25 protein-coding genes are annotated in these 25,300 nt (G+C 45.9%); 17 read left to right on the top strand and 8 right to left on the bottom strand.

Annotation, left to right across the window (positions count from 1 at the left end; translation table 11 throughout):
- Positions 1-9 precede the first annotated feature (9 nt).
- The 5 genes from RYZ26_RS04935 to RYZ26_RS04915 all read left to right on the top strand — a co-directional run bounded on the left by RYZ26_RS04935 (position 10) and on the right by RYZ26_RS04915 (position 4,974).
- A complete protein-coding gene (locus RYZ26_RS04935) occupies positions 10-909 on the top strand; it encodes a LysR family transcriptional regulator (RefSeq protein WP_317682050.1) in 900 nt (299 codons plus the stop codon).
- A 54-nt stretch (positions 910-963) separates the two neighbouring features.
- Positions 964-1,467 carry a peroxiredoxin gene (locus tag RYZ26_RS04930; RefSeq protein WP_317682049.1) on the top strand — a complete coding sequence of 168 codons (504 nt, stop codon included), beginning with the start codon at positions 964-966 and terminating at the stop codon, positions 1,465-1,467.
- A 197-nt stretch (positions 1,468-1,664) separates the two neighbouring features.
- Positions 1,665-2,444, top strand: a complete 780-nt coding sequence (locus RYZ26_RS04925) for a substrate-binding periplasmic protein (protein ID WP_317682048.1) — start codon at positions 1,665-1,667, stop codon at positions 2,442-2,444.
- A gap of 104 nt (positions 2,445-2,548) precedes the next feature.
- The gene (locus RYZ26_RS04920) at positions 2,549-2,956 is read left to right on the top strand and encodes a hypothetical protein (RefSeq protein ID WP_317682047.1); all 408 of its coding nucleotides are present in this window, start codon (positions 2,549-2,551) and stop codon (positions 2,954-2,956) included.
- 386 nt (positions 2,957-3,342) lie between these two features.
- Positions 3,343-4,974: a sensor histidine kinase gene (locus tag RYZ26_RS04915; RefSeq protein WP_317682046.1), complete on the top strand. Its 1,632-nt coding sequence runs from the start codon at positions 3,343-3,345 to the stop codon at positions 4,972-4,974.
- A gap of 15 nt (positions 4,975-4,989) precedes the next feature.
- Here RYZ26_RS04915 and RYZ26_RS04910 read toward each other — a convergent pair whose 3' ends face one another.
- A complete protein-coding gene (locus tag RYZ26_RS04910) occupies positions 4,990-5,757 on the bottom strand; it encodes a DUF4198 domain-containing protein (RefSeq protein ID WP_317682045.1) in 768 nt (255 codons plus the stop codon).
- Positions 5,758-5,883: 126 nt separating this feature from the next.
- Between RYZ26_RS04910 and nikR the strand changes: the two genes are divergently transcribed.
- Positions 5,884-6,291: a nickel-responsive transcriptional regulator NikR gene (gene nikR, locus RYZ26_RS04905; RefSeq protein ID WP_317682044.1), complete on the top strand. Its 408-nt coding sequence runs from the start codon at positions 5,884-5,886 to the stop codon at positions 6,289-6,291.
- Here the strand turns inward: nikR and RYZ26_RS04900 are convergent.
- Positions 6,288-7,055, bottom strand: a complete 768-nt coding sequence (locus RYZ26_RS04900) for a substrate-binding periplasmic protein (protein ID WP_317682043.1) — start codon at positions 7,053-7,055, stop codon at positions 6,288-6,290. The genes nikR and RYZ26_RS04900 overlap by 4 nt on opposite strands.
- Positions 7,056-7,150: 95 nt before the next feature.
- Here RYZ26_RS04900 and RYZ26_RS04895 point away from each other — a divergent pair, with 95 nt between their 5' ends.
- Genes RYZ26_RS04895 through RYZ26_RS04880 form a run of 4 tightly spaced genes read left to right on the top strand, consistent with a single transcriptional unit; the run spans position 7,151 to position 10,392 of the window.
- On the top strand, positions 7,151-8,638 hold the full coding sequence (locus RYZ26_RS04895) for a SpoIIE family protein phosphatase (RefSeq protein ID WP_317682042.1): 1,488 nt from the start codon (positions 7,151-7,153) through the stop codon (positions 8,636-8,638).
- A gap of 18 nt (positions 8,639-8,656) precedes the next feature.
- Positions 8,657-9,034 (top strand): DUF1987 domain-containing protein, encoded by a 378-nt coding sequence (locus RYZ26_RS04890; protein WP_317682041.1) that lies wholly within the window; start codon positions 8,657-8,659, stop codon positions 9,032-9,034.
- Between the two features lie 14 nt (positions 9,035-9,048).
- Positions 9,049-9,597, top strand: a complete 549-nt coding sequence (locus RYZ26_RS04885; protein WP_317682040.1) for a SiaB family protein kinase — start codon at positions 9,049-9,051, stop codon at positions 9,595-9,597.
- Positions 9,598-9,618: 21 nt separating this feature from the next.
- On the top strand, positions 9,619-10,392 hold the full coding sequence (locus RYZ26_RS04880) for a substrate-binding periplasmic protein (protein ID WP_317682039.1): 774 nt from the start codon (positions 9,619-9,621) through the stop codon (positions 10,390-10,392).
- Positions 10,393-10,432: 40 nt separating this feature from the next.
- Here RYZ26_RS04880 and RYZ26_RS04875 read toward each other — a convergent pair whose 3' ends face one another.
- Together RYZ26_RS04875 and RYZ26_RS04870 are read right to left on the bottom strand one after the other, a co-directional pair.
- On the bottom strand, positions 10,433-12,154 hold the full coding sequence (locus tag RYZ26_RS04875; protein WP_317682038.1) for a bacteriohemerythrin: 1,722 nt from the start codon (positions 12,152-12,154) through the stop codon (positions 10,433-10,435).
- A gap of 123 nt (positions 12,155-12,277) precedes the next feature.
- The gene (locus RYZ26_RS04870) at positions 12,278-13,147 is read right to left on the bottom strand and encodes a helix-turn-helix domain-containing protein (RefSeq protein ID WP_317682037.1); all 870 of its coding nucleotides are present in this window, start codon (positions 13,145-13,147) and stop codon (positions 12,278-12,280) included.
- 148 nt (positions 13,148-13,295) lie between these two features.
- Between RYZ26_RS04870 and RYZ26_RS04865 the strand changes: the two genes are divergently transcribed.
- On the top strand, positions 13,296-14,195 hold the full coding sequence (locus tag RYZ26_RS04865) for a DMT family transporter (protein WP_317682036.1): 900 nt from the start codon (positions 13,296-13,298) through the stop codon (positions 14,193-14,195).
- A 4-nt stretch (positions 14,196-14,199) separates the two neighbouring features.
- Here RYZ26_RS04865 and RYZ26_RS04860 read toward each other — a convergent pair whose 3' ends face one another.
- Positions 14,200-14,634, bottom strand: coding sequence for a hypothetical protein (locus tag RYZ26_RS04860; protein ID WP_317682035.1), 435 nt, complete (start codon positions 14,632-14,634; stop codon positions 14,200-14,202).
- A 165-nt stretch (positions 14,635-14,799) separates the two neighbouring features.
- Between RYZ26_RS04860 and RYZ26_RS04855 the strand changes: the two genes are divergently transcribed.
- Complete coding sequence (locus tag RYZ26_RS04855) at positions 14,800-15,096, top strand: MTH1187 family thiamine-binding protein (protein ID WP_317682034.1); 297 nt, start codon at positions 14,800-14,802, stop codon at positions 15,094-15,096.
- 326 nt (positions 15,097-15,422) lie between these two features.
- Here the strand turns inward: RYZ26_RS04855 and RYZ26_RS04850 are convergent, their stop codons facing one another.
- Positions 15,423-18,062, bottom strand: coding sequence for a hybrid sensor histidine kinase/response regulator (locus tag RYZ26_RS04850; RefSeq protein ID WP_317682033.1), 2,640 nt, complete (start codon positions 18,060-18,062; stop codon positions 15,423-15,425).
- Positions 18,063-18,181: 119 nt separating this feature from the next.
- Positions 18,182-19,354 (bottom strand): hypothetical protein, encoded by a 1,173-nt coding sequence (locus tag RYZ26_RS04845; protein WP_317682032.1) that lies wholly within the window; start codon positions 19,352-19,354, stop codon positions 18,182-18,184.
- A 502-nt stretch (positions 19,355-19,856) separates the two neighbouring features.
- Between RYZ26_RS04845 and RYZ26_RS04840 the strand changes: the two genes are divergently transcribed.
- The gene (locus tag RYZ26_RS04840; protein WP_317682031.1) at positions 19,857-21,092 is read left to right on the top strand and encodes a DEAD/DEAH box helicase; all 1,236 of its coding nucleotides are present in this window, start codon (positions 19,857-19,859) and stop codon (positions 21,090-21,092) included.
- 255 nt (positions 21,093-21,347) lie between these two features.
- On the opposite strand, the gene RYZ26_RS04835 is transcribed toward RYZ26_RS04840, so the two are convergent.
- Positions 21,348-22,259 (bottom strand): sensor domain-containing diguanylate cyclase, encoded by a 912-nt coding sequence (locus RYZ26_RS04835; RefSeq protein ID WP_317682030.1) that lies wholly within the window; start codon positions 22,257-22,259, stop codon positions 21,348-21,350.
- 285 nt (positions 22,260-22,544) lie between these two features.
- Between RYZ26_RS04835 and RYZ26_RS04830 the strand changes: the two genes are divergently transcribed.
- The 4 genes from RYZ26_RS04830 (at position 22,545) to RYZ26_RS04815 (ending at position 24,857) form a co-directional block, all read left to right on the top strand.
- Positions 22,545-22,853 carry a hypothetical protein gene (locus RYZ26_RS04830; RefSeq protein WP_317682029.1) on the top strand — a complete coding sequence of 103 codons (309 nt, stop codon included), beginning with the start codon at positions 22,545-22,547 and terminating at the stop codon, positions 22,851-22,853.
- 2 nt (positions 22,854-22,855) lie between these two features.
- On the top strand, positions 22,856-23,053 hold the full coding sequence (locus tag RYZ26_RS04825) for a hypothetical protein (protein ID WP_317682028.1): 198 nt from the start codon (positions 22,856-22,858) through the stop codon (positions 23,051-23,053).
- The gene (locus RYZ26_RS04820) at positions 23,050-23,721 is read left to right on the top strand and encodes a hypothetical protein (protein WP_317682027.1); all 672 of its coding nucleotides are present in this window, start codon (positions 23,050-23,052) and stop codon (positions 23,719-23,721) included. The genes RYZ26_RS04825 and RYZ26_RS04820 overlap by 4 nt, the downstream gene beginning before the upstream one ends.
- 83 nt (positions 23,722-23,804) lie before the next feature.
- Positions 23,805-24,857: a D-alanine--D-alanine ligase family protein gene (locus tag RYZ26_RS04815; RefSeq protein ID WP_317682026.1), complete on the top strand. Its 1,053-nt coding sequence runs from the start codon at positions 23,805-23,807 to the stop codon at positions 24,855-24,857.
- Positions 24,858-25,300: the final 443 nt, after the last annotated feature.

Raw genomic sequence — 25,300 nt, 5'->3', positions numbered from 1 at the left:
CATATATGCATGGATTGGAAGGCAATATCATTTGACTGGAACCAGGTCCGCGCCTTTCTGGCCAGTGCGGAAGAAGCCTCCTTTTCGGCAGCAGCCAAGGCATTAAACCTGACGCAGCCCACCGTCGGTCGTCAGGTTGCCAGCCTGGAAGACCATCTGAATGTCACGCTCTTTGAACGGGTGGGCCGAAACCTGCGCCTGACAGAAGCAGGTATGGAACTTCTAGAACATGTACAAGCCATGGGGGAAGCAGCTAATCGGGTCTCCCTTGCCGCATCCGGGCAATCTCAATCGGTCGAGGGCACCGTACGCATCACAGCAACCGATGTTCTGGCCGTCTTCCTGTTGCCCAACGCCATGCGTAAAATCCGCAAGCTCTATCCCGGCATTACCATCGAGATGGTGATTTCAAATGATATTCAGGATTTACAAAGACGCGAAGCTGACATTGCCATCCGCCATGGTCGTCCCAGCCAGCCCAACTTGATTGCCAAAATGATCAGGGAAACGGATGCCAGTCTTTATGCAAGCCCTGACTATCTTGAAAAAGTTGGCTATCCCAAGACCGTTGATGCGGTCAACAAGGCTGATTTCGTAGGGTTTGGGAAATCTGACGAGCTGATCAAAATTCTGACGTCCTTTGGCTTTAGCCTGGGGCCTGACAATTTCAAACTGACCTCAGCCAACAGCCTGTTCGCCTGGGAGATGGTGCGCAAAGGTTTGGGCATTGGTTTGATGTCCACGGACGTCGCCAAACTTTGCCCGGAAGTCCAGCGCGTGTTGACAGACCATACCCCCATGACCTTTCCCATCTGGCTGGTCACCCATCGCGAACTCCATACCAGTCGGAAAATCCGTCTGATTTTTGACCTGCTGGCAGAAGAACTTGCCCGCCCGCCATTGCCGTGACTTTGACACCAACCTATATAGGTTCGACTTATTCTTATCAGTCGGAGCAAACTCATGACCCTTAAAATTGGCGACAAACTGCCAGACGGCATCCTTGCAGAATCAACTGAATTTGGCGACGCCTGCCCCCTCGGCCCTGAAAATGTCAATGTCAGCGCGGCCACAAAAGGCAAGAAGATCGCCATCTTCGCCCTGCCCGGTGCCTATACCCCCACCTGTTCGGCCCAGCATGTGCCCGGCTATCTTGAAAACCTGGATGCGCTGAAAGCCAAAGGGGTCGATGAAGTCTGGTGTGTCGCAACCAACGACGGGTTTGTTATGGCGGCCTGGGGTCGTGACCAAAACGCCATTGGCAAAATCCGTTTCTTGGGTGATGGCAGTGCCAAATGGGCCAAAGCCTTGGGGTTGGAACTGGATTTGACAGAGCGCGGCATGGGCGTTCGCTTGCAACGGTTCTCCTTGTTGGTGGATGACGGTGTCGTCACACAGTTAAATGTCGAAGCCCCCGGCAAGTTTGAAGTATCCGATGCGACCACGTTGTTGGGGCAGCTCGGATAAACGTGCTTTTCACGCTAGTGTATCACCCCTTGAGGCGACGTCTATACGTCGCCTTTTTTATACTCCCAATTCCATTATTTCACGACCCTAAAACTGGAAGATGCACGATAACAACAACATACCCTTATATGTAATTACCCCTTGCGACAAACTCACAGGGCGACTATGCTTTCGAGAACTTGGGGTTTTGGGTATATATGAAAAAGTCAGCTTTTCTCATAGTTTTTATGATCGCCATGATCATCGGCGCTGCAACTTATGCAGCTGATATGCGTGTCATGGGACATCGCGTTCCGCCTTTCACCATGCATGATGAAGAAGGCAAAGTTCAGGGCTTGTCGGCTGACCTGTTTCAGCTTGTCCATCAGCAGGTAAGTAAAACTGAAAGTATGATCCACATTCTGCCCGTTACCTTCAACCGGCTTTATACCGAACTGCAAAAAGCAACCCGGCGCGTTGGCATCACCATCGGGCGTAATGCCAAACGTGAAAAGCTGTTTAAATGGGTCGGTCCCTATCTGACCGTCAATCTTGGGGTTATTGCGAAAAAGAAAAAGAAATTTAAGTTCAGCTCCATTGATGATTTAAAAGCCTATAAAATAGCAACCATCGAAAACACGGCCCCTGAACAGGCTTTGCGTAAAATGGGGATGCCGCTTGCAAACCTGAAACGCGACTTATTCCCGCAAAAGAACATTTATCAGATCCACAACGATCACGTTGATTTGCTGGCCTATCCCCTACAGGCCACATCCTATCTGATGAAGCAAAATAATATTGATGGGCGTGACTATGAAGAGGTCTTCCCCTTGCGCCAAATTGATCTCTATTTCGCCTTTAGCAAAGACTTCGATGAAACCGAAATCCAAACCTACCAAAAGGCCCTGGAACAGGTAATGGCGTCTCAGGATTTTGCAGATTTGCGCCGTAAATATACATTGAATGAAATCTCCACCTATATTGATCATCAGGACTGATCCATAGGTTGAAAATTATTTCGTATAGTTGATAGGATGCACCTTGACCCACCCTACAAGTTGACGCATATCTTATATGTCTTAGTGAGTATGAGGTTTTTTCCATGTCTGCAGATCAACTTAAAGCCAGCCATTTAATCGAAAAATACGGCCCCCAGGTTTCGCAACAGCTTTTAACCGATATGCTGAATTCGGTGCAAAGCGAAGATGAAAAACAACAAATTCAACAGGCTGTTGAAGAATTGAACATTCTCATTCAGACCGATGAAAAAGGCACGCTGCGACCTGTTCCGACAGAAATCCCCAAATCACTCGACCGTCTCCCGTCCGCCTATAAAAAAGGCTGTATGGAAATCTGGCTGTTTGATGATGCCTTTATCAGTTACAACAGCCTGGCAAATTACTATCACGGCTATCGCAAAGATGGCGATCGCACCATGCGCCTGAAAGCAGATGTCGTACGCAAATATCGTGAATATATCGAAAACCCGCAGAAACTGCTGGACCTATAATCCAGAAGAATGTCAATGAAAGACCGCCCCGCATCGGCAACAGTCGGCGGGTCGGCTAGAAGGGATATATGGTGGGCAAAACTCGTCAATCGTGCGCCAGCGCAATGCCTTCATCATCATATCCGTTGGCAACAAAATCCCCCTCATGACCTTTTTATAGCATCATCTGCACAAGCCCCAAATCACCTCTTCAGCCTGACCTCCTGGCTCGATCTGGTTTCCTTGGAACAACATTCGCAAAAAATACATAGCCGACAGATGGACCATAAATGACGCCCTTCAATCAGCTATCATAAAGGTTTTCGTCTCCTGCAATTTGTAGCTATTTACAAATCTTTAGAAAATAGGGACAATATAACCTGCCTTTGTGTTTATGGAACTCGATCATGCTCACTGTTTCCAACAAAGTTTTAATCGCCTTTGCGACCGTATTGATTATCTCGGTCGGTCTGATCTGGTGGTTCACGTTTGAGCAGATCAATACTTTTTCCAGTTCCCAAAAGACGCTTTTGCAAGATGAAGTGCGAACGGTTGCCTCAGAGATTGAAAAGCTTTTGGAAAATCGACGCAATTTTGTCTCCGCCTTTGCAAAAGACAACACGGTCCTGTTTGAAAAAGTTCTGGCCAATCCAGATGACGATGAACTGATCGAATCTGTACGTGCGCGCATCGATCAATATATCCCGGGCTTTCACGCATTTACCATCCGCTCTCCACAAGGCGATTATTCCCCGGAACCGTTTGGTGAAATCATTGGGGAACAATGCCAGGCCGATATGCGCACCTTTGCAAATTATCTACAGCAACACGCCCATCCAATTTCGTATGAACCCTACATTCACCCGCAACCTTTCCATTATCATTATGATATGATGGCCCAATGGAATTACAGCCAAGGGCAGAAAGGTATTTTCTTCGTCAGTTTTCTCGCCTCCGAACTGACGGAGATTATCCGGCGAAATGAAAAATCAGGTCATACGGTCATCATTTCCAGAAGCGATACAAACTACCTGATCGAAGCACTCAGCATCGGCGCACGCGATAAACTGGGCAAAGATTTCTGGCTTTCTGAAGACCTTATCAATCAAATCCTTTACGAACAAAAAGTTGATAGCAGTCGATGGCTGGTCAGTGGATTGTTAAAGCCCGAACTAATACAGCATTTCACCACCCAAAGCTATCTGAGGTCTTTTTTTGCCTCTTTCGTCAGTCTTATCTTTTATCTCTTGGCCTTTGCCCTCTATCAAAAGCTCAGACGGACAGAAGCCAAGCATATTTCCGAGCTGCAATCGGCCATGGAAAAAGCCGCCATGGGCAGCAAGGCGAAATCTGATTTTCTATCGTCCATGAGCCATGAACTCAGAACCCCGTTGAACAGTATCCTTGGTTTTTCCCAACTATTGGAAAACAATCGTTCGGGTAATTTGACGCAGAAAGAACTGAAACAGGTCAAACAGATCAATATCGCAGGCGCCCATATGCTGGAACTGGTCAATGACGTGCTGGATCTTGCCCGCATTGAAAGCGGCCATACGGTCTATGCATTTGAAGAGATTCAGCCACGCGAAATTTTTAAAGAATGCTACGAACTCTTCGCCCCTATAGCCGAAGAAAAAGACATTACGTTGCAGGGCCATCCCCTAACAGACCGTACCATCTATGTGGATCGGGCAAAATTTCGACAGGTGCTCTCCAATCTGTTGGGAAATGCGGTGAAATATAACAAACCGGGCGGCACAGTGGATTTTGGATGTCGCGCCCATTCAGACACAGAAATCGAAATTTTCGTCAAAGATACCGGGTCTGGCATCCCCATCGAAGACCATGATCTGATTTTTGAGAAATTCTTCCGTTCAAAAAACCATTCAGAGAATGTGCAAGGCACGGGCGTTGGGCTTTCCATTGTCAAACATATTGTGGAACATATGGGCGGCACCATCAATTTGAAAAGCGATGTCGGTCAAGGCAGTGAATTTTCCATCATCATGCCCATCACAACGCATAGTTCCTTCAGATAAATCTGCCGGAAACACCTATTTCATATCCTCAGCCATCACCCAGATCAGCGCGCCTTTTTCAACCGCATAGTCTTTACCATCCGCGCCTTTCATAGTCTCCCCATCGTCGATCAGGGCAGCAAAACCCCACCACCCTGCTTTTGGCAGGCTGTAAGCAAAAACACCATTGCCATCTGCTTTGATCACCTGCGTGACATAGCTGTCATTGGGCGCAGCTATCTTCTGTTCGTTTTTATGTTCCACTTCGATTTCGGCATAAGGAACAGGCTTGCCATTGTGCAGGACCACACCGCGAAACAAGTTATATGTCCAAAGGCCATAAGGTTTACTAAGGGGACGGATTTCAACGGGCGAACCAACCAGATCATCCCAACCATCGCCATTACCGTGGCTGATCACCGTTTTGGTATAATGAACGATGAACTTATTCTCAACAGGTTCAAAATAGGGTTTCGGGGTCACATAGAAAATATAATCGCCCAAGCGATTCAGCTTTTGGCTGATCTGCCATTTCAGATTTTCAAACCCGCTTACTGATTTCAGGTCCTGTGTCAGGTCCGCTTTTTTGCCGCGATGAAGCATGCCGAAATTCTGCGGGCGAACCATGGTCATAAGCGGTCCGCCTTCAAAGGGATGGGTAAAGGTCATTTCCAACGAAACCGTCTTTCCGTTATCCACATTCAGAAAGTTTTTGTCTGCCGTCAGCTCCACAAAATGAGCAAATGCTGGCGTTGTAAACAGGAAAGTTGCCAAAACAAAAAGGGCCAAAAATTTATTCGTCATACCACTGATCTTAGATGTTCATACTTTTTTATAAAAAATCATACTAATATCCACTTGTCAATCCAAGGCTGGCCCCTTTAAATAAATTTTGACTAAAATAACCCTGATCTGAAAAGCGAGCACAAGATGGAAAGAATCACGATTTCACTGGATGACGATCTGCTAGAAAAGTTCGATCACTATATTCAGGAAAAAGGCTACACGAACCGATCCGAAGGTTTCCGTGATGCCATTCGCCATCTTCTATCCCATTCAGACCGACTGGAACCGCAGGATGAAGAATGCCTGGGTTGCGTCAGCTACGTCTATGATCACAAAGAACGGATGTTATCGTCAAAATTGATCGAGACCCAGCATCATCATCACAGTATCCCGACCGCCACCATGCATCTGCATGTGGATGAAAACAACTGTTTTGAAGCCACAGTGCTGCGCGGCAAGACATCCGAAGTACGAACCCTTGCCGATCAGATCACATCACAGACAGGCGTCAAAAACGGCCATCTTCACCTGATCCCGATTAAACCGCTTTAGTCCGTATACTTGCTGTAAATCTCATCATACTTGCCGCTATCTTTCAGCTTTTGCAATCCTGCGGCAAATTCATTGCGCAATGCCTCATCAGAAAAACCGGATGAGAAGAAAAACGGGCTTGGAAACATGGGGGAAAAGTTAAAGGCCTGATCTGCATTCCCATGTTTCTTGGCAAAATATTTAAAGATTGAAATATCCATCAAGACAACATCAGCGCGGTCCTGCGCAATCGCTTTAACCTGCTTTTCCTGATCATCGATCTCTCGATAGGATTTGGCTGTTTTCACCGCCGCACGATAATCATCGCCCAAAAATTTGGTCGCATTCTGGAAAGAGAGAACACGCTTGCCCACCATGTCCGCAAAGGAATGGACCTTCACCTTGCCATTTGACGGATAGACAAAATGATCAAACAGACGCACATGATTATCCGCATAAAAGACACCTTCAACCCCTTTATGAAGGTTAGACCCCATCTGGATCTTGCCGTTCAAAAGCTCACTCTCCATCCGCTTGTAATTCATATAGACGGGCTTCACCGTTTTGCCGGACAGGGCGAACACTTCTTTGACGATTTCAACTTCGATGCCAAGGTCTTTGGACATATCAAAGTCACTATCTTGAAAGGGCTTGGTGGGGATGACATAAGGTGCCTTGCCCGCTTTAAAACCTACGGTAATGACATCACCTGCCTTGGCTTGATGCAGCGGAAAAACAACCGATGCAACCAGCAAGCAGGTAAGGAAGATTGTTCTGACTTTCATATGCCCCCAACACCTTGAAATCACAAATCAAAAAATAGCATTAGCTTTATCTATTTGGATATAATAGCATCAACCAGAGATAAGGTGGAAAATAAATGCACGTCAAATCGCTCACCATAAAAATCCTCGCCATCTTCATCCCTCTGGTGATGATCGCTGAAGTTGCTGTCTTTGCAATTCAATCCGTGATGCATTACCGCGAACAGGAAAAAGAGCTCCTGTCCAACCTGAAAAACCTGATCAATGTCCAAAGTACCACGCTCGCCCAATTCGTCTGGGAATATGATGACGACAGTCTCAAGGCCGCCCTTGATCAGATCGTCAAACTGCCATATATACGCGATGTAGCCATTTTAGACGAAGTCGGTGGCACACCAAATTTCAGCAAAGGTCCCTATGATCAACCTGCTGAAAAGAAAGAATTTCGCCTAACCCGCGACATTGTCTACTTTGAACAAACCGAAGGGCGCACCGTCGGCATTCTGGTCGTCACCGGAACCGGACAACAAATCCAGTCGGAACTGGAAGAAAAGCTGCAGGTCACTGCCATTGTGCTGGTGGTGTTATTATTTGCCCTGATCGGTGCGGCACTGATCGCCAACAAGCTCTTTATCGGGCGGCCTTTGACCCTGTTGCGTGACGCCATTGACAAACAAAGCGGACAATTGGGCCAAGCCGTGCTGGTGGACTGGCAAAGTAAAGACGAACTTGGTCACGTGATTGAAGCTTACAACGGCCTGCAACAGCGCCTTTTACAATCCGGTGATGAGATTTCACGATACCAGAACCACCTGAAAGACCTGGTCAATCAACGAACGGCCGAAATCCATGCCAGCATCAAATATGCTAGTCGCATTCAGAAATCACTGCTGCCATCAAATGCCATTTTGAAACAGGCGGTTTCGGAACATTTTGTCATCTGGGAACCCCGCGACATTGTGGGCGGGGACCTTTATTGGTGCCGTCTCTGGGGGGATGGTCATTTGATCGTACTGGGGGATTGCACAGGACATGGCGTGCCCGGTGCGCTGATGACACAGGTATTCAACAGCGCGCTAGAACGTGCTGAACTGGAAACCCAGCCCGGTGAATGTGAAAAACTGATGCAGACCCTCAATAAACTGATGCGTAAATCACTGGGCCAGGACACGGGTGAAACCCAGACCGATGATGGTATTGAACTGGGCTTGATCTACATCACCGACAAAAAACAGAAGATGCATTTTGTCGGTGCACGAGTTGATCTTTATTGCGTCAGCGACGGGCAAGTCAAACGGATCAAAGCAACGCGCAAAGGGGTCGGTTATCCTGAAATCCCGGAAAACCAGACCTATATCGAGCACATTTTTGAACCCGAACAGAACACCACCTATTACATGACAACCGATGGCTTTGTTGACCAGGTGGGGGGGCCCAGACGCATGATGTTTGGCCGCAAACGGTTTCAGAAACTTCTAAGCGAGATATCTCAATTTCCAATCGCCGAACAATCAGGTATGCTCTTAAAAGAACTATCCGTTTATCAGGGGCACGAAGTGCGCAGAGACGACGTTTCCCTGATCGGCTTCAAGGTCCAGAAATAAAGAAAAACAGAGGGAAGAATGGAAGGTTTCAAAATACCAGGCACTGACTCCACACCACTGGTCGATATGAATTTTTTGACCGGGGAAATTATCATTTCTGGCGAGTCCTATTCAGAAGAAGCATCTGATATCCTGCAACAGGCAGAAAATAAGCTGAAGGAGAACATTTCAGGTATTCAGGCAGCGGAAATCAACGTCAACCTCAGCTTCATCTATTTCAATTCATCATCGGCGCGACGCATCATGCATTTCCTGCTGCTCTTGGATGAAATCGCCGAAGAAAAGCCCGTCAATATTATCTGGAGTGTCGCAGAAGATGACGATGGTATGGAAGAGATTGGCGAAGAATACGGCGAAGATATGGAAAATGCCAATTTCAAAATCGTTCAGACCTAAAAGATGAGGCCCCCATGCTCAGCTTAAAATCATTACATGACGAAATGCTACAAGACGGTGTGAACTTCTGCTTCACAGGCTTTATGTCAGAAGAAATGATTCTGGGTGTCGGGCAGACCTTGAAGAAAAAATTCGAACTGGAAGAAATGGACAAAAAAACCAGTCGTGATCTCTTTTCGATCTTTATCGAGATGTCGCAGAATGTGGTGCGCTATTCCGCCAAAAACCAGGCCCAGGATGTAGACCCTATCACCATTGATTTAAGATATGGCGCTCTGTCCATCGGGGAAAAGGACGGCCACAAATTCATCGCTTGTGGCAACCTGATTTGCAATGAACATGCTTCCCGTCTGGAAAATAATCTCAACGAAATTCGCAAACTGGATGCGGCAGAATTAAAAGCCCTGTTCAAAGAAAAGCTCAGAAACGAAACGCCGGAATATAGCAAGGGCGCAGGCGTCGGCATGATCGAGATTGCAAGGCGCGCCAGAAAGGGATTTGATTTTTCCTTTGAAGATGCGAATGAAAGCAAAAAGTTTTTTACAATAACGGCATATATTTAAAGATAAAAAGGGGGCCAAACCATGGATAAACGCACAACATTTAAAACGATGCTCATGGCTTGTGTTTTTACAGGGCTTGCGACTCAGACACTGGCAGCAGATAAAGGCGTGATCACCATGTGTGGCACCACTTGGGGTAAACTTGGCGGTGAACATCTGCCGGGCAAAGGACTGGTTCCGGATTTTGTCTCCCGCGTTTTTGAACATGCAGGCTATAAAACCGAAACATATATTGTGCCCTGGCCACGTTGTGTGGAAGAAGCCAAAAAGCAAAAGTTTGACCTGGTTGCGTCTGCCTGGCGCGGGGAAAACTTTGATCCCTTTTTCGATTATATGGACGTAATTTTCCTGGATACGATCAACTTTATTGTCCCGGAAGACTCCGCCTATACATCCGGGGAGATCAAATCCTTCTACGGTAAAAAAGTTGGCATAGTCCGCGAAGCAGGCGGGCTGGAAGAAATTTTAAAAGACCATGATGACATTAAAGTCCAAGCCGTTGCTCTTCTGTCTAAACTTCCCCCCATGCTTTTTGGCGGACGGTTTGATGCCATCATCAGCGACCCTGTCAGCCTTTACGAGCAAATGAAATCCATTGAATCGACAAAGGGCAAAAAAGTGCGCGCTCTGCAACCTCCACTGAAAGCCAATCTGCAGTCGCCCCTGATTGCAAAAGGCCACCCGCGCAAAGAACAACTGACCCGTGACTTCGCCAAGGCGCTTAAAGAAATGACACAAAATGGCCTGTATGAAGAAATGGAAAAAATCCACGACACCAAAATTCAGCGGCCTTAAACTGGGTCGCTGATCCGGTGTGATCAGTTCTTGGTTGTTATCAAGATTTACCCGAAACGGCCTCAGCAACCAAACCTTCTTTGCCGTCAATGAACGGTGTAATCTTGGTATCTGTCGTCAAAATATGTTCAACCAGCCAGGACCGTAAAAAGTCGGTCAGGACTTCTTTGGTTTCCTTTGAATGGTCTGACTGCCATTTTGACAAAAGGTCGCGCAGCTTACCTTCAATCCTTCTATGTTCCCCCGCATGGCCTTCGCGTTTCGGATAATCACAGGCTGCCATGATGGCTTCTTCGCGGGTAAAATGGAACTTGGTGTAATCGATCAGTTCGACCAGCACCTGATCTACTTCTTCATCGTTCAACTTTGTATTACTGGCCCGGTTCAACAGGCCCATAAGGACCTTGTGATCATCGTCAATCGCATCAACCTGCACCAAAAAAGCATCATTCCATTCAAATCCGGTCAGATCAGGCTGGGTAAACCAGAAGACACTGCCTTCATCTGCCACACTTGAAAAACCGATCTCGCCTGCCAAAGTTTCTACAAGTTCCTTCGAAACGGTCAGCCCAACACCCGTCCCGGTAATATTCGGCATACGCCCGGTATCCAGTCGATCAAAGGCCTTAAACACCCGGCCATGAAATTCTTCTGGGATGCCGATCCCGGTATCACTAACAGAAACCCATATCTTTTTTGCATCCGTCTTTTCAACCGCAATCGTCACCACACCATGTGGCACATTGTATTTGATCGCATTAGAAATCAAATTGAGGAGAACCTGCTTAAAGCGGGTTTCGTCCGTTAAGGCATAGAGCTTTTCCTGCCCCCTTTCCCAAACAATAGAGATATTTTGCGCACCTGCAGAAGGCGTCGATAATTCAATGCAATCGTTGACGACCCGGTTAAGGTCAACGGCCTGAATCAAAAGTTCCGATTTGCCCGACTCGACCTTCGCTATATCCAGAACTTCGTTAATCAGGTCCAGCAAATGTTTGCCTGCTGCATGAATATGACCAACATATTGTTGATGTTTTTCCGCCAGCTGTTGCTTGACGTTCCCATTCATCAATTCCGAAAACCCGATGATGGCATTTAAGGGCGTGCGCAGTTCATGGCTCATGGACGACAGAAAATCCGATTTAATCTGATTGGCTTTATCGGCCATATCCTTGGCAAGTTCCAATTCTCGTGTGCGTTCTTCCACCCGTTGTTCCAGCGTTGCGTTCAACTGTTCCAACTGATTTTCCCGCCGGACAATCTCTGCCATCGCAATCTGGCTTTCAATCTCGGCAGAGGCCCGCATGGAAACGATCTGAAGAAGAGACTGCACAATGTCCGGGTCCTTGAAAGGTTTGTCATCAATCACACCGATCAACCCCACGGGTGCCCCTTTGGAATCCCACAGTGGAATGCCGCCATAGCTATCCGCCTTCATATCCACCAGCAGGTCATCTTCGGGAAACAGCGCCTGCACACCAGAAGTATAACAACAGATGTCTTTGCCGATGACATTTTCGCAAGGTGTGCCCGCCAGACTATATTCAATATTCTGAATAATTTCCCCATGAGCATAAAGGGCCAGCGTTTCCACACTGTCCGGGCGACCTTCAACCAACCTGTCAATAAAGGCATATTTGACATCCAGCTTGTCAGCCAGATGCTTTGCCAGTTCAACAAAGAAGTCAGCCTTTTCTTTCAGCCATCCCTTCTGGCTGATGAAATATAGCGTATCATTTAGTAAGGTCGATTTTTCCGCCATGGCTTATACCGCTTTTTATTTTCGCCCAAAGCAGTCTAACACTTCACGAAGAATATTTCATTTAGTTGTTTCAACCACTGAGCAATAAAATCCACGCATCTTTTATCATTGATCTATTTTAAATCAAGCGTGTAGATTTTTCAGATATGCCCCCGGCGTCATCCCGGTATAGCTTTTAAACGTTCGGGAAAAATGACTTTGGCTGGAAAAGGCACAGGCACTGCTGATATCTGCGAGGCTTTGTTTCTGCCCCATCAAATGCTTTGAATGGTCAATACGCAGATGAGTCATCCACACATGAGGGGAAACACCGCATTGTGCCTTGAAATTACGCTGGAAGTGATACTCGCTTAAATTCACCAGGGCAGCCAGTTCCCTCAGAGTGATGGGACGATCCAGGTTCGCCATCACATAGTCTTTCACAATCTTCAAGTTTTTAGGCGACAAACCACCTGTCAGAGAGGGACGTCTAAATTCCCCCAGAACGTCAGATGCCATGGCCTCACACAAAAGGGATGTCACCCCTTCTTCGGCATACATCGGGTCTTCATCAAAGGCAGCATTCTGCAACTGGACAAACGCTTGTTTCAACTGGTCTGAATTGATGAAGGTATGTTCGCGCACGTCCAGAAGGCGGGCGTCTTTATCAAAAGTCTGCGCAAATTGTCGGCGCAGTTCCTGATCGGATAAATAAACGTGCAGGAATTCAAAGCGCTCGTTGATTTCCCAGCTGGAGGAATGCCCCTGTGGAAAGACACAAATGGACCCGGGCCAGCCCTGAACCTTGCCGTGATCCAGTCTTGACACCCCTTGCCCACCATTCAGATAGAAACTGAACGTATGTCCTTCTGTACGGTCATAAGACACCTGCCCACTGTCATTGGTCCAGATGGTAAGCGCACAATCGCCCCCCACTTTCACATGCGACAGCATTTTCGCATTGGACTGGGTCTCCAGGTGGGTGCCAACAGATTTTTTCACAGCTTTATTCATAACGTCATCATATCACATCCGAGAGGCAGGTCATCATCTTGTGCACCAGAAGCGTTCAATGACCGCAAGATTGTGCAAAACAACCTCCAAAGTGGCGTGCTAGCCTTTGTGAACCATACAAACAAAAAGCGAAAGGCACAGATCGACCATGACTTATTTTCTATTCGCCGCAACCGTTCTCATTTGGGGGACCAGCTGGATTGCCATTGCGCTGCAGATCGGTGATGTGCCTGTGGTCGTGTCTGTCTTTTACCGTTTCGCAACGGCTGGCGTCATCTTCATCCTCGCCCTTGTCCTGCTTAAAAAACTCGTCATCCCCAGACGCGGGCACTGGCCCTGGATATTACTTCAGGCAGTCTGTCTCTTCAGCCTGAACTTCATCTGCTTTTATCTGTCAGCGGCTTATATTACGTCCGGCCTCATCGCGGTTATTTTCTCTCTATCCGTTCTGTTTAACGCCATAAACGCCCGCATTTTCTTTAGGGAACGCATTACCCCTAAAACCATCTTTGCCTGCGTTGTAGGGCTGACAGGTTTAATTTGTTTGTTCGGACCCGATATCTTTAAAAGCGAGAACGCTGACAATCTCTTGGGTATCGGTTTCGCCAGTCTTGGCACGCTGTTTTTCTCGTTTGGGAATATGGTTTCGCGTCACCTCAATACCAAAGAGGTTTCCCCCATCACCGCAAACGCCTGGGGGATGTGTCTGGGCGCGATTATCCTGATGATCATCATTCAGGTTGCCCAATATCCCATCGTCATCCCTGCCGCACCAACCTATTGGCTCGCCATGTTCTACCTGGCCATTGTGGGGTCTGTTCTGGGTTTTTCCGCGTATCTCTTGCTGCTTTCAAGAGTAGGGTCTGCACAAGCCGCTTACGTCACCATCCTCTTTCCCATCGTAGCACTGACCATTTCCACCTTTGTGGAAGGTTATCAGTGGACCTTTAATGCTGTGCTCGGGATCGGTCTTGCCATCACAGGGAACATCATCATGTTCACCAAGACGTCAAAACCACCGCTTCCCGCAACCGAGCCTGCGAAATAAGCTTTTACTCTCGACCTGTCTGAACAGGTTCGGCCAATTTATCCAAATATTTATCAAGGTCAGAATTGATCGTATCTGTTGCCAGGTTCTGAAGTTCAGAGGCCAGGTTGACCCGGCTGGTCTCTGTTTTGGCGCGCGCGATGGCCTGATCTGCCTTGGCCTTCAAGTCGGTCAAGCCCGCACTCATCCCCTGAACCAGGTCAATCACCTGTGCTTTCTCCTGCAAGGCATCTTCCAGGGCTTTTTCAAGCTCCCAGCATTTCTCGGTCAGTTGAACGATTTGTTCAGCCTCTTCCATTTGAGCTGCCATCAGATCATTCAGGGCCGTATTCAGATGTTCGTTTTCCTCAGAAAGGGAACGGTTTGCCTCCATTTCCTCAGTGATCTTGGTTTCGGCCTCAGCGAGCAAAGCTTTCAATTCAGCAGACGAGAGTTCCATGGTGCAGTCTTCCTTCTTTTTCTTTGTTCTTCCCCTACCTTAGCCCGAATAATGAAAAATGACAAAAAAATCTGCCGCCTACAGGTTTAAAAAATTGTGACATATTCCAAAGACCCGCAAAATAATGGTAGGCTCTGCCAGCAATCAATAAAGGAAACTCACATTATGAAAATTTTGATGGATTTAAGCGTGGTCCCCCAGGTCGCAGGATCTCTGTCGCCTTACGTTGCCGCCTGTCAGAAAATTCTGGATGCCCACAAGCTTAAATACAATCTTCATGCCTATGGCACCAATATTGAAGGTGAATGGGAAGACGTGATGGCAGCCGTTAAGGAATGCCACGAAGAAGTCCACAAGATGGGGGCACCCCGGGTCAGTTCCATCATCAAAATGGCGACACGGACGGACAAGGAACAAAGTCTGGAAGATAAAGTCAGCGCTGTTCAAAGCAAGCTGGATTAAGACAACAGGGGGTAACTGCGCCCCCAAAACCTCTCCTTACCTTCCGCTTTTCATAAGGTCGCGCAAGGATGCATCTGAGAAGGTTTCATCTTTTACAACATAGGTAAAACAGGTAAGAGAACAAGCTTGTCGTCATTCAGCCGACCTTTTGAATTCACCCAGATTGGACAGCGCCCCTTGCTCATCTGCAAAAACTGTAAATTAGCCTCATAAAATAAGAGCCAGAAAGGCCATGTCAACCTGACGCATGGAGGATTATTTTTTTCGTTCACATTCAGAATTTCTGCATTAGAGGGCTTTTCACCCTTAAGATCAATATTTCAATTTTATAATTCAACCTCTGACTTAAGCACATGAATTTCTTCATTCAGCACCCGATTGATGGTGAGCACCAGTTCTGACCAGTTGATCGGTTTATAGACACAGGCATTCATCCCGTCATTTATATATTGCTCAATATTCTCCTTCAGCGCATCTGCGGTAATGCCGATGATAGGAATGTCGCTTTTCTCACGAACAATCCGCGTGGCTTCAACCCCGTCCATATTCGGCATCCGCACATCGGTGAGAATAAGATCAAAGCTCTCTTTATTCCAACTCTCCAGCAGTTCTTGTCCATCACACGTCCCCACAACCGTATGCCCATAAGATTCAATGAATTTTCTGATCAGTTGTCTATTGATGCGATTGTCTTCGGCCAGAAGGATTCTGAGGGGTTTAACCGCCAGATAATCCCCGGCTTTCGGTCCTTTCTTGACCTTTTCAACCACCTCTTCTCCGGCTTGCACAAGCGGTAGAAGAAACCAGAAATCACTCCCCTTTCCTTCCACACTTTTCGCCCCGATCTCACCACCCAAAAGCTCCACAAGCCGTTTTGAGATTGACAGGCCAAGCCCGGTTCCTTCATATTTTCGAGAAATGGACGCATCCGCCTGGGTAAATTCCTGAAACAGATTTTCAAGCTTGCTTGGACTAATCCCGATCCCCGTATCTGAGACTGTCACCTTAATAAATTCGCGTGCTGCATCCAGCGTTTCTTTCCTGCACCGAATGGTAATTGTGCCATTTTCAGTAAATTTCAGAGCATTTCCAACAAGATTAATCAGAATTTGCCGGATACGCATCGGATCAGAATTCAGCGCCTTGGGCACATCGTCGGCCAATTCAATTTGCAGACTGATATTGTCATCCCCCTTGCGGCTGAGCTTGAAATTGGAAACAACCTCATCCAGCAAGTCAGCCAGCAGAAAGTTGATATGTTCTACTTCCATTTTCCCGGCTTCCAGCTTGGAAATATCCAGAAGGTCATTCACAATTCCCAGCAGATTATTGGTCGCCCCTTTGATACGCGCAGCACTTTGCATACAATCTTGCGGCAAATCATGTTCCATCAACAAATCTGCATAGCCCATCACCCCGGTCATGGGCGTTCGGATTTCATGACTGATGGAGGCAAGGAAGCTTGATTTCGCCTTATTCGCCATTTCCGCTGCTTCTTTGGCATCATCGGCCTTTTGCTTGGCTTTTTTCAGTTCCGTAATGTCACTGACAATCGTAATAGTGATGCCTTCATCCGTTGTCTTTCGGGACACCCGAAAGATTGTCCCGTCCGGTGAATAATCCTCAAACACTTTATCCTGCGGATTTCGCAACGACACCAGTCGATCAGCAATAATACCTTCGATATTGTCGTAGCCATAATCTCCCCGCTTGGCAAGGTGATGAAGGAGATTCGGATAATAAGCCCCGACTTCCAAAAGTTCGCCCGGGACGTTGTATAGGTTGGCAAAGTGGCTACTGGCAAAGACAATATGTAGATCCTGATCAGTTGCAACAACTGCACCGGGAATATTTTCCAAAACGAGGCGAAGCTGCTGGTCTTTCTTTCTATTTTCCATCCGTGCAGCGACCCGTTCAGTAACATCCTGAATGGTCCCGTCAGAACGAATGACCGTCCCGTCGGGGGCGCGTCGATGCTCACACTTCCCCGAAATCCATCGTTCGTCCCCATTATCTTTACGAAGGATGCGATATTCAATATCAGAGAAAGCATTTAAGGACAGGGATTTGCGATAATTTTCCTCGACCTTTTCGAAATCATCGGGGTGAATCAGGCTTAAAAAAGTCTCATAGGTCGCGCTGTCTTTTTCCTGATCCAGGCCGAAAATCCGATAAATCTCATCGGACCACCATAGTTCCTTTTTCTGAAGGTCCAGGCGCCAGTTGCCAATCTGTGCCACAGATTGCGCACGCTTCAAAAACTGCTCAGCCTGCTTGGACGCCTGCTGTGCAACACGCAGCTTTTCTGTGCGTTTAAAAACCAGCGTCTCAACCCTCTTGTTCCAATATTTAATCCGAATAACGACCAGCGTGAAAAAAACAAACAGCAAGCACACCAACATAAAAATTAAAGTAATCTGAGTGACGGTCTGGGTCTTCTGTTCGGTTTTTAAATCCTGATACAATTGAGAAAGACGATTTAAGGCCTGATCCATACCTGCTTTATAAATCTGCTTCTGCTTCTGGTATTGCGCCCCGGATAAAAGCAACCAGGCCTGATCTGAATTGCCCCGGTTTATCTCACCAAAGGCCTGTCTTTCCAATTTGATCAGAATATCATTTGCCGATTGAGTAGACCGGATCGCCTGAATAAGGTCCGGATCAGAAACTTCCGTGATCACTTCTTCAATGGCTGAAATGAGCTTGGGTTCAAAACTGTTATAGCGCAAGATCCAGTCCCGATCCCCGGTCTTGGCCGCCATATAGGCCGACATGGTCAGAACTTCATCCAGATAGACGATATCGGACTGCAGCCTGCTGAGCTGCGCCAGCCTTGCCTCATTCACCGTGGATGTCTGCATGTTATGATACGCAAACCAGGCAATCGACAACAGCAACAATGCCGCTACACCCAGCACTATCGAGAAAATATGGAGCGGAAATTTCTCGTCGTTTTTTGCTCTCATGAAACCTTTTTATGATCTTAGTGTTTATGAAGTTTATCTTTCCATAGAACATCAGCGGTTTCAAATGAATTGAGGAAATTTCGGTCTACGCACTTCCATAAAGACAAACATTAATCGCATTAAGCAATATAGCTTTGCAGATATTTGAACGTGTAAGGGAAACTCCCCTGTACCTGGCTTTTCTTATAACTGCGCATCAGAAGCGTCAGATAGTTTTCTTCCCCCAGAATATAATCGGGTGTTTTGTAAAAAACATAGAGCAAGCTCAGATCGATATTGCGCTTGCCTGCAAATTCCGCAAAGGCCCCCGCTTTATTTTCGATATCCTGTTCAATCAACTGATGAATACCCGTGATTTGCTTCTCAAACACGTTGGGGGTCATCCCGAAAATTTTGACCATCAGAGTGATGTCATCTGCGGTCGGCGCATCATACTGATCATGTGGAGAACACAGGGTCTTGGTGAAGTTCTCAAATTCCAGATTATATTCTTTAACGTGAAAACAGGCATCTTCCCACTCTGACAGGGCCTCCGTATGTTTATTACTAAAGGCCGCCCCCAAGGCCTTCACCCCCTTGGGGGCAGCAGGTTTCTTTGGCAGTTTGTGCGGCTTTAACTCATCACTCCAGACCTCGCGCCAGACGTCCCACGCCTTTTCGCGAAAATTCAGATCTTTCAGCGTGTTTTTGGTAAAGACTTCTTCATAGTCTTTTTGATAGCGCGGATTATCCTTGGCGAATTGGGCACACTCCAATGCCATGCGATCCAGACACTTACCTTCAAAGGCAGCGCAGAAAGCTTCATGGAATTCCGGTGACAGGATAAACGGCGTCTTCCCCAACGGGCCGTCCGTTGTGCCAAGGGCGATGGCATTCAGGGTCTTGCTGTAATCCCCCATGATAATCTCGCCCAGCTGTTCGAGCTTTTTATCTTTCTTCTTCTCCACACGGCGAACAGGTTCGGCTTCCACCACAGCAGCTTGAGATGCCTTCTGCAGGCGGTCTTCCTTAATCGTCAGCAGGATCGTTTTGGAAATGGATACACAGCCTTCAAAGGTCTTTTTATCCCCGGAAGTGAAGAACTTCAGCTCGTTGATATAGCGCTCTTTAATCGCGCTATCACCGTCACGATCAAACAGAGTCCCCAAAATAACTTCGAAAACCTGCAGCAGCTTTTCTTTGCTATCGCTCCGTTCCAAAAGGGAAATCAATCCGCGTTCAGGGTCCGTGAAAATTTTCTCCCAATCCGGGCCATTGTCTTTCTCAGCTGTTGCAATTGTGCTATCCGACATAGAACATTCTCAGCTTATAATTCATTGATTTAATTCTACTATTGATCAAATTTGAGCAAAAATTATAGCATATTTTACAACGATGATACAGAAAATGGCGAAGATGTTTTCGTCGTAACTCCAGTTAACAGTAAAAGCGCAGAGGAGGAAAAAGTAGAGTCTGTTTATAGCCAGAAAGTAAAATCTATAGTGCTTATTTTTATGTAATCGCAGGAAATTTGGGGGCTCAACTATTTGAGACAAGCCGCAATAAATGCACCATTATGCATAGCAATTATAATATAAATTCAATTGATCGATTGACAAATTCCGTTTTTAGGCGCAAATCAGGCGTTCATTATTCATTCGTGATCGCGCAATTCCGCTGAAAAACCAGCGTGACAATATCTCGAATTTGAAAATAATTTATTAAATGCCCCGCCCTGCGCTTCGGGATGCTAAAAAATGCCGAAGTTCATCCCTATATCGAAGCTGGATGTTATGCGCGGCCGGAAGAATCTTTATGCAATCTAATAATTTTGAGGCCCTTGGCCTGTCTGAGCCATTGTTGCGTGCACTGCGAGAACAACAGTTTGAAAATCCAACACCCATTCAAGAACAATCAATTCCTTCTCTTTTAGAAAAACGCGATTTATTGGGGATTGCACAAACAGGCACGGGCAAAACAGCAGCATTCAGCCTGCCCATCTTGCATGAACTTGCTGAAGGTTGGGAGCCACCTGCACCAAAATTTCCCTTGAGCGTCATTCTTGCACCTACCCGTGAATTGGCAATTCAAATCGGTGAATCAATTGAAAGCCTGGGGCGACATCTGCCCATCCGACATACTGTTATTTTTGGTGGCGTCAGTCAAAAACGTCAGGTGAACGCACTTCAGCGCGGTGTTGATATTGTTGTTGCGACACCTGGTCGTCTTTTAGACCTTATGAACCAGGGGCATATTTCACTCGATTACATTTGGCATTTTGTATTGGATGAAGCGGACCGTATGTTGGACATGGGTTTCATCCATGATGTTAAAAAAATTATTGCTGCTCTGCCAAAAGAACGCCAAACCCTGTTCTTTTCTGCAACCATGCCCAAAACGGTTTCAGGGCTCGCCAGCAGTATATTGCACGACCCCATCCGTATCGAGGTGACACCGCAATCAACACCGGTTGAACGGATTGCCCAAAGCGTATACTACGTGCCCGCCACCGATAAAAAGACGTTGCTGACCAATATCCTGGGTGACAAATCCATACATAAAACCATCGTCTTCACACGGACGAAACATCGCGCCAACCGGGTGGCGCAACAGCTTGAGAAGGCGGGTATCACAGCAGCGGCTATTCATGGCAACAAGTCACAAGGAGCGCGGCAAAAAGCGCTTAAGAACTTCAGTAACGGTGACGTTCGTGTTTTGGTGGCAACAGACATTGCCGCACGCGGCATCGACATCGACAATGTCAGCCACGTCATTAACTTCGAACTTCCAAATGTAGCCGAAGATTACGTCCACCGTATCGGCCGTACAGCACGAGCCGGGGCATCTGGTGCTGCGATTTCCATGTGTGACCCAAGTGAACAGGCCTACCTTCGTGATATTGAAAAACTGATGCAGCACCAACTTGATATTTCAGGTGGTCAACCCTCTCAGCACGAGCCCAAGCCAACAAAACGAGGTTCTCGCCCGTCACCAAACCGCCGGGCAAAGTCAAAACGTTATCGAGGTAAGCCTAAGAAAAGGGCAGGATAAAACCAAAGCGAAAGATTGTTTCCGCTATGGGTCATTAGATGACATCATTTATCTCTTAGTAGAATCAAAAAGGCGACCACTATGGCCGCCTTTTCTATCTTTCATCCCGCATTTATTGCGTAATGACATCTGAGAGAGGAATTAACGCGTTAATGGCTTGCCGCTGTTGCGCCATAGCTGAGTACTGTTACTGAAAATGCAAAGTCTGCTTTTAGCCAATAACAGACAGCCGGAAAAGGCACAATTCACAGGGAACTATCCCAGGTAACCTTGATAAACCCGAAAAATATTCCCGCCGTCCTTTTTTGCACTATAGAGAGCGACATCTGCGCATTTAATGAGGTTTGTTGCATTGTTAGCGTTTTCCGGGAAATGGGCTAGTCCAATACTCGCTCCTATTAGGATTTCGCTTTTCTCAATATGAAAGGGTTCCATAATTTTGTTTATATAATTTTGGGCGATCTCATTGACCATTTCTTTCTTTGTCACACCTCCCAAAATAACAGCAAATTCATCTCCCCCCAGTCTTGCTACTTGATCAACTTCTCGAATTCTGCTGGTAAGAATAGCTGCAACCTGTTTCAGCAATTGATCTCCAACAGGATGTCCATGGTGATCATTAACCGCTTTAAATTTATCAAGGTCGATAATCAAAAGAGAAATGCCATGCCCATAGCGTCGAGCAAATTTAATTGCTCTCTCAAGGCCAGATGTAAAACTGTTTCTGTTTGAGAGTCCCGTTAGCGGGTCGGTCATCGCGAGGCGAAGTATCTCATCATCTTTTTTCTTACGTTCAGTAATATCTTCAAAGGCGAGCAGGATTTTTAAATCGCTTTCTTCCTGTGCAATGACGGTTCGGGCGTTTAGCAAAAATACTTTATCGCCAATATCTGAAAAACGGTGTTCAACAAGAAATGCCTCTATAGTCGTGCCTTTAGTCATGACTTCATCAAGAAGCCTTTTCAATTTAGCAATATCCCACTCGCCTTCTCCTACATTGAAAAGAAGTTGGTTTTCTACATCAGGTTTGTTGAGACCAAAAGAATGGCAGAAATTCTTACTGGCTTTAATCACATTGTAATGACGATCCAAAACCAAAAAAGGCTCCCGGATTGTTTCTAAAATGCACTCAATCAAATCTTGTTGATTGTTATCATCATCAGGCACTTGGAGTGATCCTCTCTTTGAAAAGGCCTAAATAATCAGACATTAACCCCATCTGAAAAATAATAACAATCTTCCATTTGAAGAAAAAAATAAAAAAAATATCTATTTTATTCAGGATGTATTATAATAAAATATGCGATATTTACCGGGGATAGCCCTTAAAATATTATAATTTATCTATCTGATAATCGCATTATACAATTTTTTTTAGACTCCATAAATAATAGAGTCACTTTCTTTCTTGTATATCACAGTAACGTAACGCCACCTTGATAGGAGGCCGCCATGACTATTCGTACAAGCACAAAACTCGTCATTTTCAGGCATCCCTTTAAAATTGGTGCTTTAGATGAAATCCAACCGGCTGGTTCTTATAAGGTCGATACGGATGAGGAACTGATCGAAGGACTGAACTTCATTGCGTATAAGAGAGTTCTGACGGTTATTCACTTACACAGCAAAAATAAGATCAAGTCACTTACCCGTGCATTAATCGTCACATCAAAAGAACTTACAGAAGCCCTGCAAAATGACCGGCTTGCAAATGGTAATATTCTGGAAGACTTGCACATTGACTATAAGTTTGGAGGATAATGATGTCCTACAAAAAAACGGCAAAGCATTCTGCCAAAGATGATGGAAAACCCCAAACATTTGATACCTTAGATAATGTCGAAGAGGAAAGCTCTGACAAAAATGAATTGAGTATTTATGGACTAGCCGCTCAATTAAAAAACATCATTACTCAATACAGAATGGATCGAGCAGAACGAAAACATGAAAGCAAAAAATGAACAATCATTCTCAATCGAGATTATTGCGAAACTTAACAGTTATAGTTTTCGCCCTTTCCTTGAACTGGCCTTATCCAACGATTGCTGAAACGATCCCAAAAAACGCTCATGCAGAGAAATACGGCTCAGGTTGGGAGTGTAATAAAGGTTATATAAAATCAAAAAATAAGTGCCAACAAATTCAAGTCCCTAAATATGGATTTTTAACAGGGCGTTCTTATAGCGAAGGCTGGGATTGTCTACGTGGATATAAACGAAACAATAAAAGGTGCATCGCAATAAAAATCCCAAAGAACGCCTTTTTAAGTCATGGTGGATATGAATGGGAGTGTGAGCGGGGATATAGAGAGCAAAGTGGCACGTGCTTGAAAATTAACATCCCTCAAAATGCTTTTCTGTCTCCAAATCTATATGAAAAAGGCTGGGAATGTATTCGCGGCTTCCAAGCAACAAGTAACGCATGCATCAAAATAAAAGTCCCTGAAAATGCTTATCTTGACGACAGTGGCTACAAGGTCGGTTGGAAATGCCTGCGGGGTTTCAAAGCAGACCAAGGGAAATGTAACCCTGTCAAACTTCCTGCAAATGCCCATCTTGATTATTCAGGTAACGATTGGGAATGCGATGCCTCATTTACCCAATCTGCCAACAGTTGCTTACGCCCATAACTTATTCAATTCCATTCATGAGGGACGACTGCTGCTTTTTGGAAGTCCCTTTCCACTTATTCATTCGATGAAATGATCAAATAATGAAAACCAACCATGCAGTTACAAAAATAAACAAACGCATTGAAATTGTCTCGACAGATACCAGAGCGATGAAAGAAACGGGTTTTGGGTCAATAAAAACCTGTCGAATAATCAGGGACATCCTACAGCAACATTATACGGATGTTAGTTTCAGAGAAGCACACAACAAAGGGGACTTGGAAGATATTGTAAAGCGTCAACCTGACCTTGTTGTTCTTTGTGTCAAATACATCTGTGATCCAAACAAAATCAATCTATCTGATTTCTTTACAAAGCATCATATCGCCCATACAGGCTCAGGTGAAGCAACCCTTGAATATGACTCTAACAAAGGTAAGGCCAAAACGATTTTGTTAGAGAATGGCATTCCCACGGCTAAATTCTTTTTAACACAGCCAGATGGCATAAAGAGTGAGACGCAACTTCCTCTGCCACTTCCATTATTTGTTAAACCCTTAAACGCCGCCAACGGAAATGGGGTGGATGAAAATTCTATCGTTCATGATTGGCTCAGCTATACTCAGAAAGTTGAAGAAATCTTCAATCAGTACGGCGGAAGTTCAATTGTTGAAGAAGTTTTGCCTGGAAGAGAATTCACAGTCGCTGTACTCGAAGACCTCAGTACGAACACCCGACACGCATACCCTGTAGAGATTATTGCACAGAAAAACTCGAAGGGAGATCGTGTTCTGGGGGCGTTTGAAAAATCAAGTAATCAAGAGCATGTCTTGGCTGTTGAAAGTCCTGTTTCGGACAGTGTATCCGAACTGGCAAAGAAAGTATTTTCAATTCTTAAAGTAAAAGATTTTGGCCGTATAGATGTCAAAATGGACGCAAAAGGTATCCCTCATTTTATTGAGGCTAACCTTGTACCCGGCCTTACTCCTGAAACAAGCTACTTCCCGCGTTCCTGTAACATGGATGGGGCCATGCCTTATGACGCGTTAATTCTAAACATCATTGAATTTGCGATAAAACGTAGTAGCCAACACACTTGTATAGAACAGAGCAGAACATGTTCTTCTTTTGTCGATTTAAAACCAGCAATTTAGATTGGTGTTGATTTTATTAATTTTTAAGTGCATAAGGAGGGTTCAAAATATCGCACAGTTATGCGTTACTGTTATTTTCGGTTCATCTGATATTCCGAGTCTCTCTGTACATTGTGATTTATATTGAACGCCTTTCACTTAATTCCGGGGCAGTCCTTAATTCGGGCAGTCCTTAATTCCGGGGGCAGCCTCGAATGGCACTAAGTTAAGGCGTTTTTGGGTTTGTATTTGGTTCGGTGAAGGCACTCAATCATTTCATGTCTCGGGGCGGTTAGACGCTGGAAGTTTTTTGGCCTTCGTTTCACGCATCTTGGCTCCCGTCTGCCTGGGCGTTCGGGCACAATAAGAGACGCGATAGCTTCATAGAGCAGGTTCATGAGACGGCAGCGTTCCTGCTTTTTTAAAGGTCGCCTGTTGAGCAATGGCTCCCACTGCCTCAAGGC

This window comes from Terasakiella sediminum (assembly GCF_033100395.1).
Taxonomy (GTDB): domain Bacteria; phylum Pseudomonadota; class Alphaproteobacteria; order Rhodospirillales; family Terasakiellaceae; genus Terasakiella.
Note: the sequence above shows the minus strand (reverse complement) of the source record. Positions and strands in the feature narration are given on the sequence as shown.

Bases quoted from the DNA above. Each gene is read 5' to 3' on its own strand.
- RYZ26_RS04935 (WP_317682050.1), top strand. From the start codon at position 10: ATGGATTGGAAGGCAATATCATTTGACTGGAACCAGGTCCGCGCCTTT.
- RYZ26_RS04930 (WP_317682049.1), top strand. From the start codon at position 964: ATGACCCTTAAAATTGGCGACAAACTGCCAGACGGCATCCTTGCAGAA.
- RYZ26_RS04925 (WP_317682048.1), top strand. From the start codon at position 1,665: ATGAAAAAGTCAGCTTTTCTCATAGTTTTTATGATCGCCATGATCATC.
- RYZ26_RS04920 (WP_317682047.1), top strand. From the start codon at position 2,549: ATGTCTGCAGATCAACTTAAAGCCAGCCATTTAATCGAAAAATACGGC.
- RYZ26_RS04915 (WP_317682046.1), top strand. From the start codon at position 3,343: ATGCTCACTGTTTCCAACAAAGTTTTAATCGCCTTTGCGACCGTATTG.
- RYZ26_RS04910 (WP_317682045.1), bottom strand. From the start codon at position 5,757: ATGACGAATAAATTTTTGGCCCTTTTTGTTTTGGCAACTTTCCTGTTT.
- nikR (WP_317682044.1), top strand. From the start codon at position 5,884: ATGGAAAGAATCACGATTTCACTGGATGACGATCTGCTAGAAAAGTTC.
- RYZ26_RS04900 (WP_317682043.1), bottom strand. From the start codon at position 7,055: ATGAAAGTCAGAACAATCTTCCTTACCTGCTTGCTGGTTGCATCGGTT.
- RYZ26_RS04895 (WP_317682042.1), top strand. From the start codon at position 7,151: ATGCACGTCAAATCGCTCACCATAAAAATCCTCGCCATCTTCATCCCT.
- RYZ26_RS04890 (WP_317682041.1), top strand. From the start codon at position 8,657: ATGGAAGGTTTCAAAATACCAGGCACTGACTCCACACCACTGGTCGAT.
- RYZ26_RS04885 (WP_317682040.1), top strand. From the start codon at position 9,049: ATGCTCAGCTTAAAATCATTACATGACGAAATGCTACAAGACGGTGTG.
- RYZ26_RS04880 (WP_317682039.1), top strand. From the start codon at position 9,619: ATGGATAAACGCACAACATTTAAAACGATGCTCATGGCTTGTGTTTTT.
- RYZ26_RS04875 (WP_317682038.1), bottom strand. From the start codon at position 12,154: ATGGCGGAAAAATCGACCTTACTAAATGATACGCTATATTTCATCAGC.
- RYZ26_RS04870 (WP_317682037.1), bottom strand. From the start codon at position 13,147: ATGAATAAAGCTGTGAAAAAATCTGTTGGCACCCACCTGGAGACCCAG.
- RYZ26_RS04865 (WP_317682036.1), top strand. From the start codon at position 13,296: ATGACTTATTTTCTATTCGCCGCAACCGTTCTCATTTGGGGGACCAGC.
- RYZ26_RS04860 (WP_317682035.1), bottom strand. From the start codon at position 14,634: ATGGAACTCTCGTCTGCTGAATTGAAAGCTTTGCTCGCTGAGGCCGAA.
- RYZ26_RS04855 (WP_317682034.1), top strand. From the start codon at position 14,800: ATGAAAATTTTGATGGATTTAAGCGTGGTCCCCCAGGTCGCAGGATCT.
- RYZ26_RS04850 (WP_317682033.1), bottom strand. From the start codon at position 18,062: ATGAGAGCAAAAAACGACGAGAAATTTCCGCTCCATATTTTCTCGATA.
- RYZ26_RS04845 (WP_317682032.1), bottom strand. From the start codon at position 19,354: ATGTCGGATAGCACAATTGCAACAGCTGAGAAAGACAATGGCCCGGAT.
- RYZ26_RS04840 (WP_317682031.1), top strand. From the start codon at position 19,857: ATGCAATCTAATAATTTTGAGGCCCTTGGCCTGTCTGAGCCATTGTTG.
- RYZ26_RS04830 (WP_317682029.1), top strand. From the start codon at position 22,545: ATGACTATTCGTACAAGCACAAAACTCGTCATTTTCAGGCATCCCTTT.
- RYZ26_RS04825 (WP_317682028.1), top strand. From the start codon at position 22,856: ATGTCCTACAAAAAAACGGCAAAGCATTCTGCCAAAGATGATGGAAAA.
- RYZ26_RS04820 (WP_317682027.1), top strand. From the start codon at position 23,050: ATGAACAATCATTCTCAATCGAGATTATTGCGAAACTTAACAGTTATA.
- RYZ26_RS04815 (WP_317682026.1), top strand. From the start codon at position 23,805: ATGAAAACCAACCATGCAGTTACAAAAATAAACAAACGCATTGAAATT.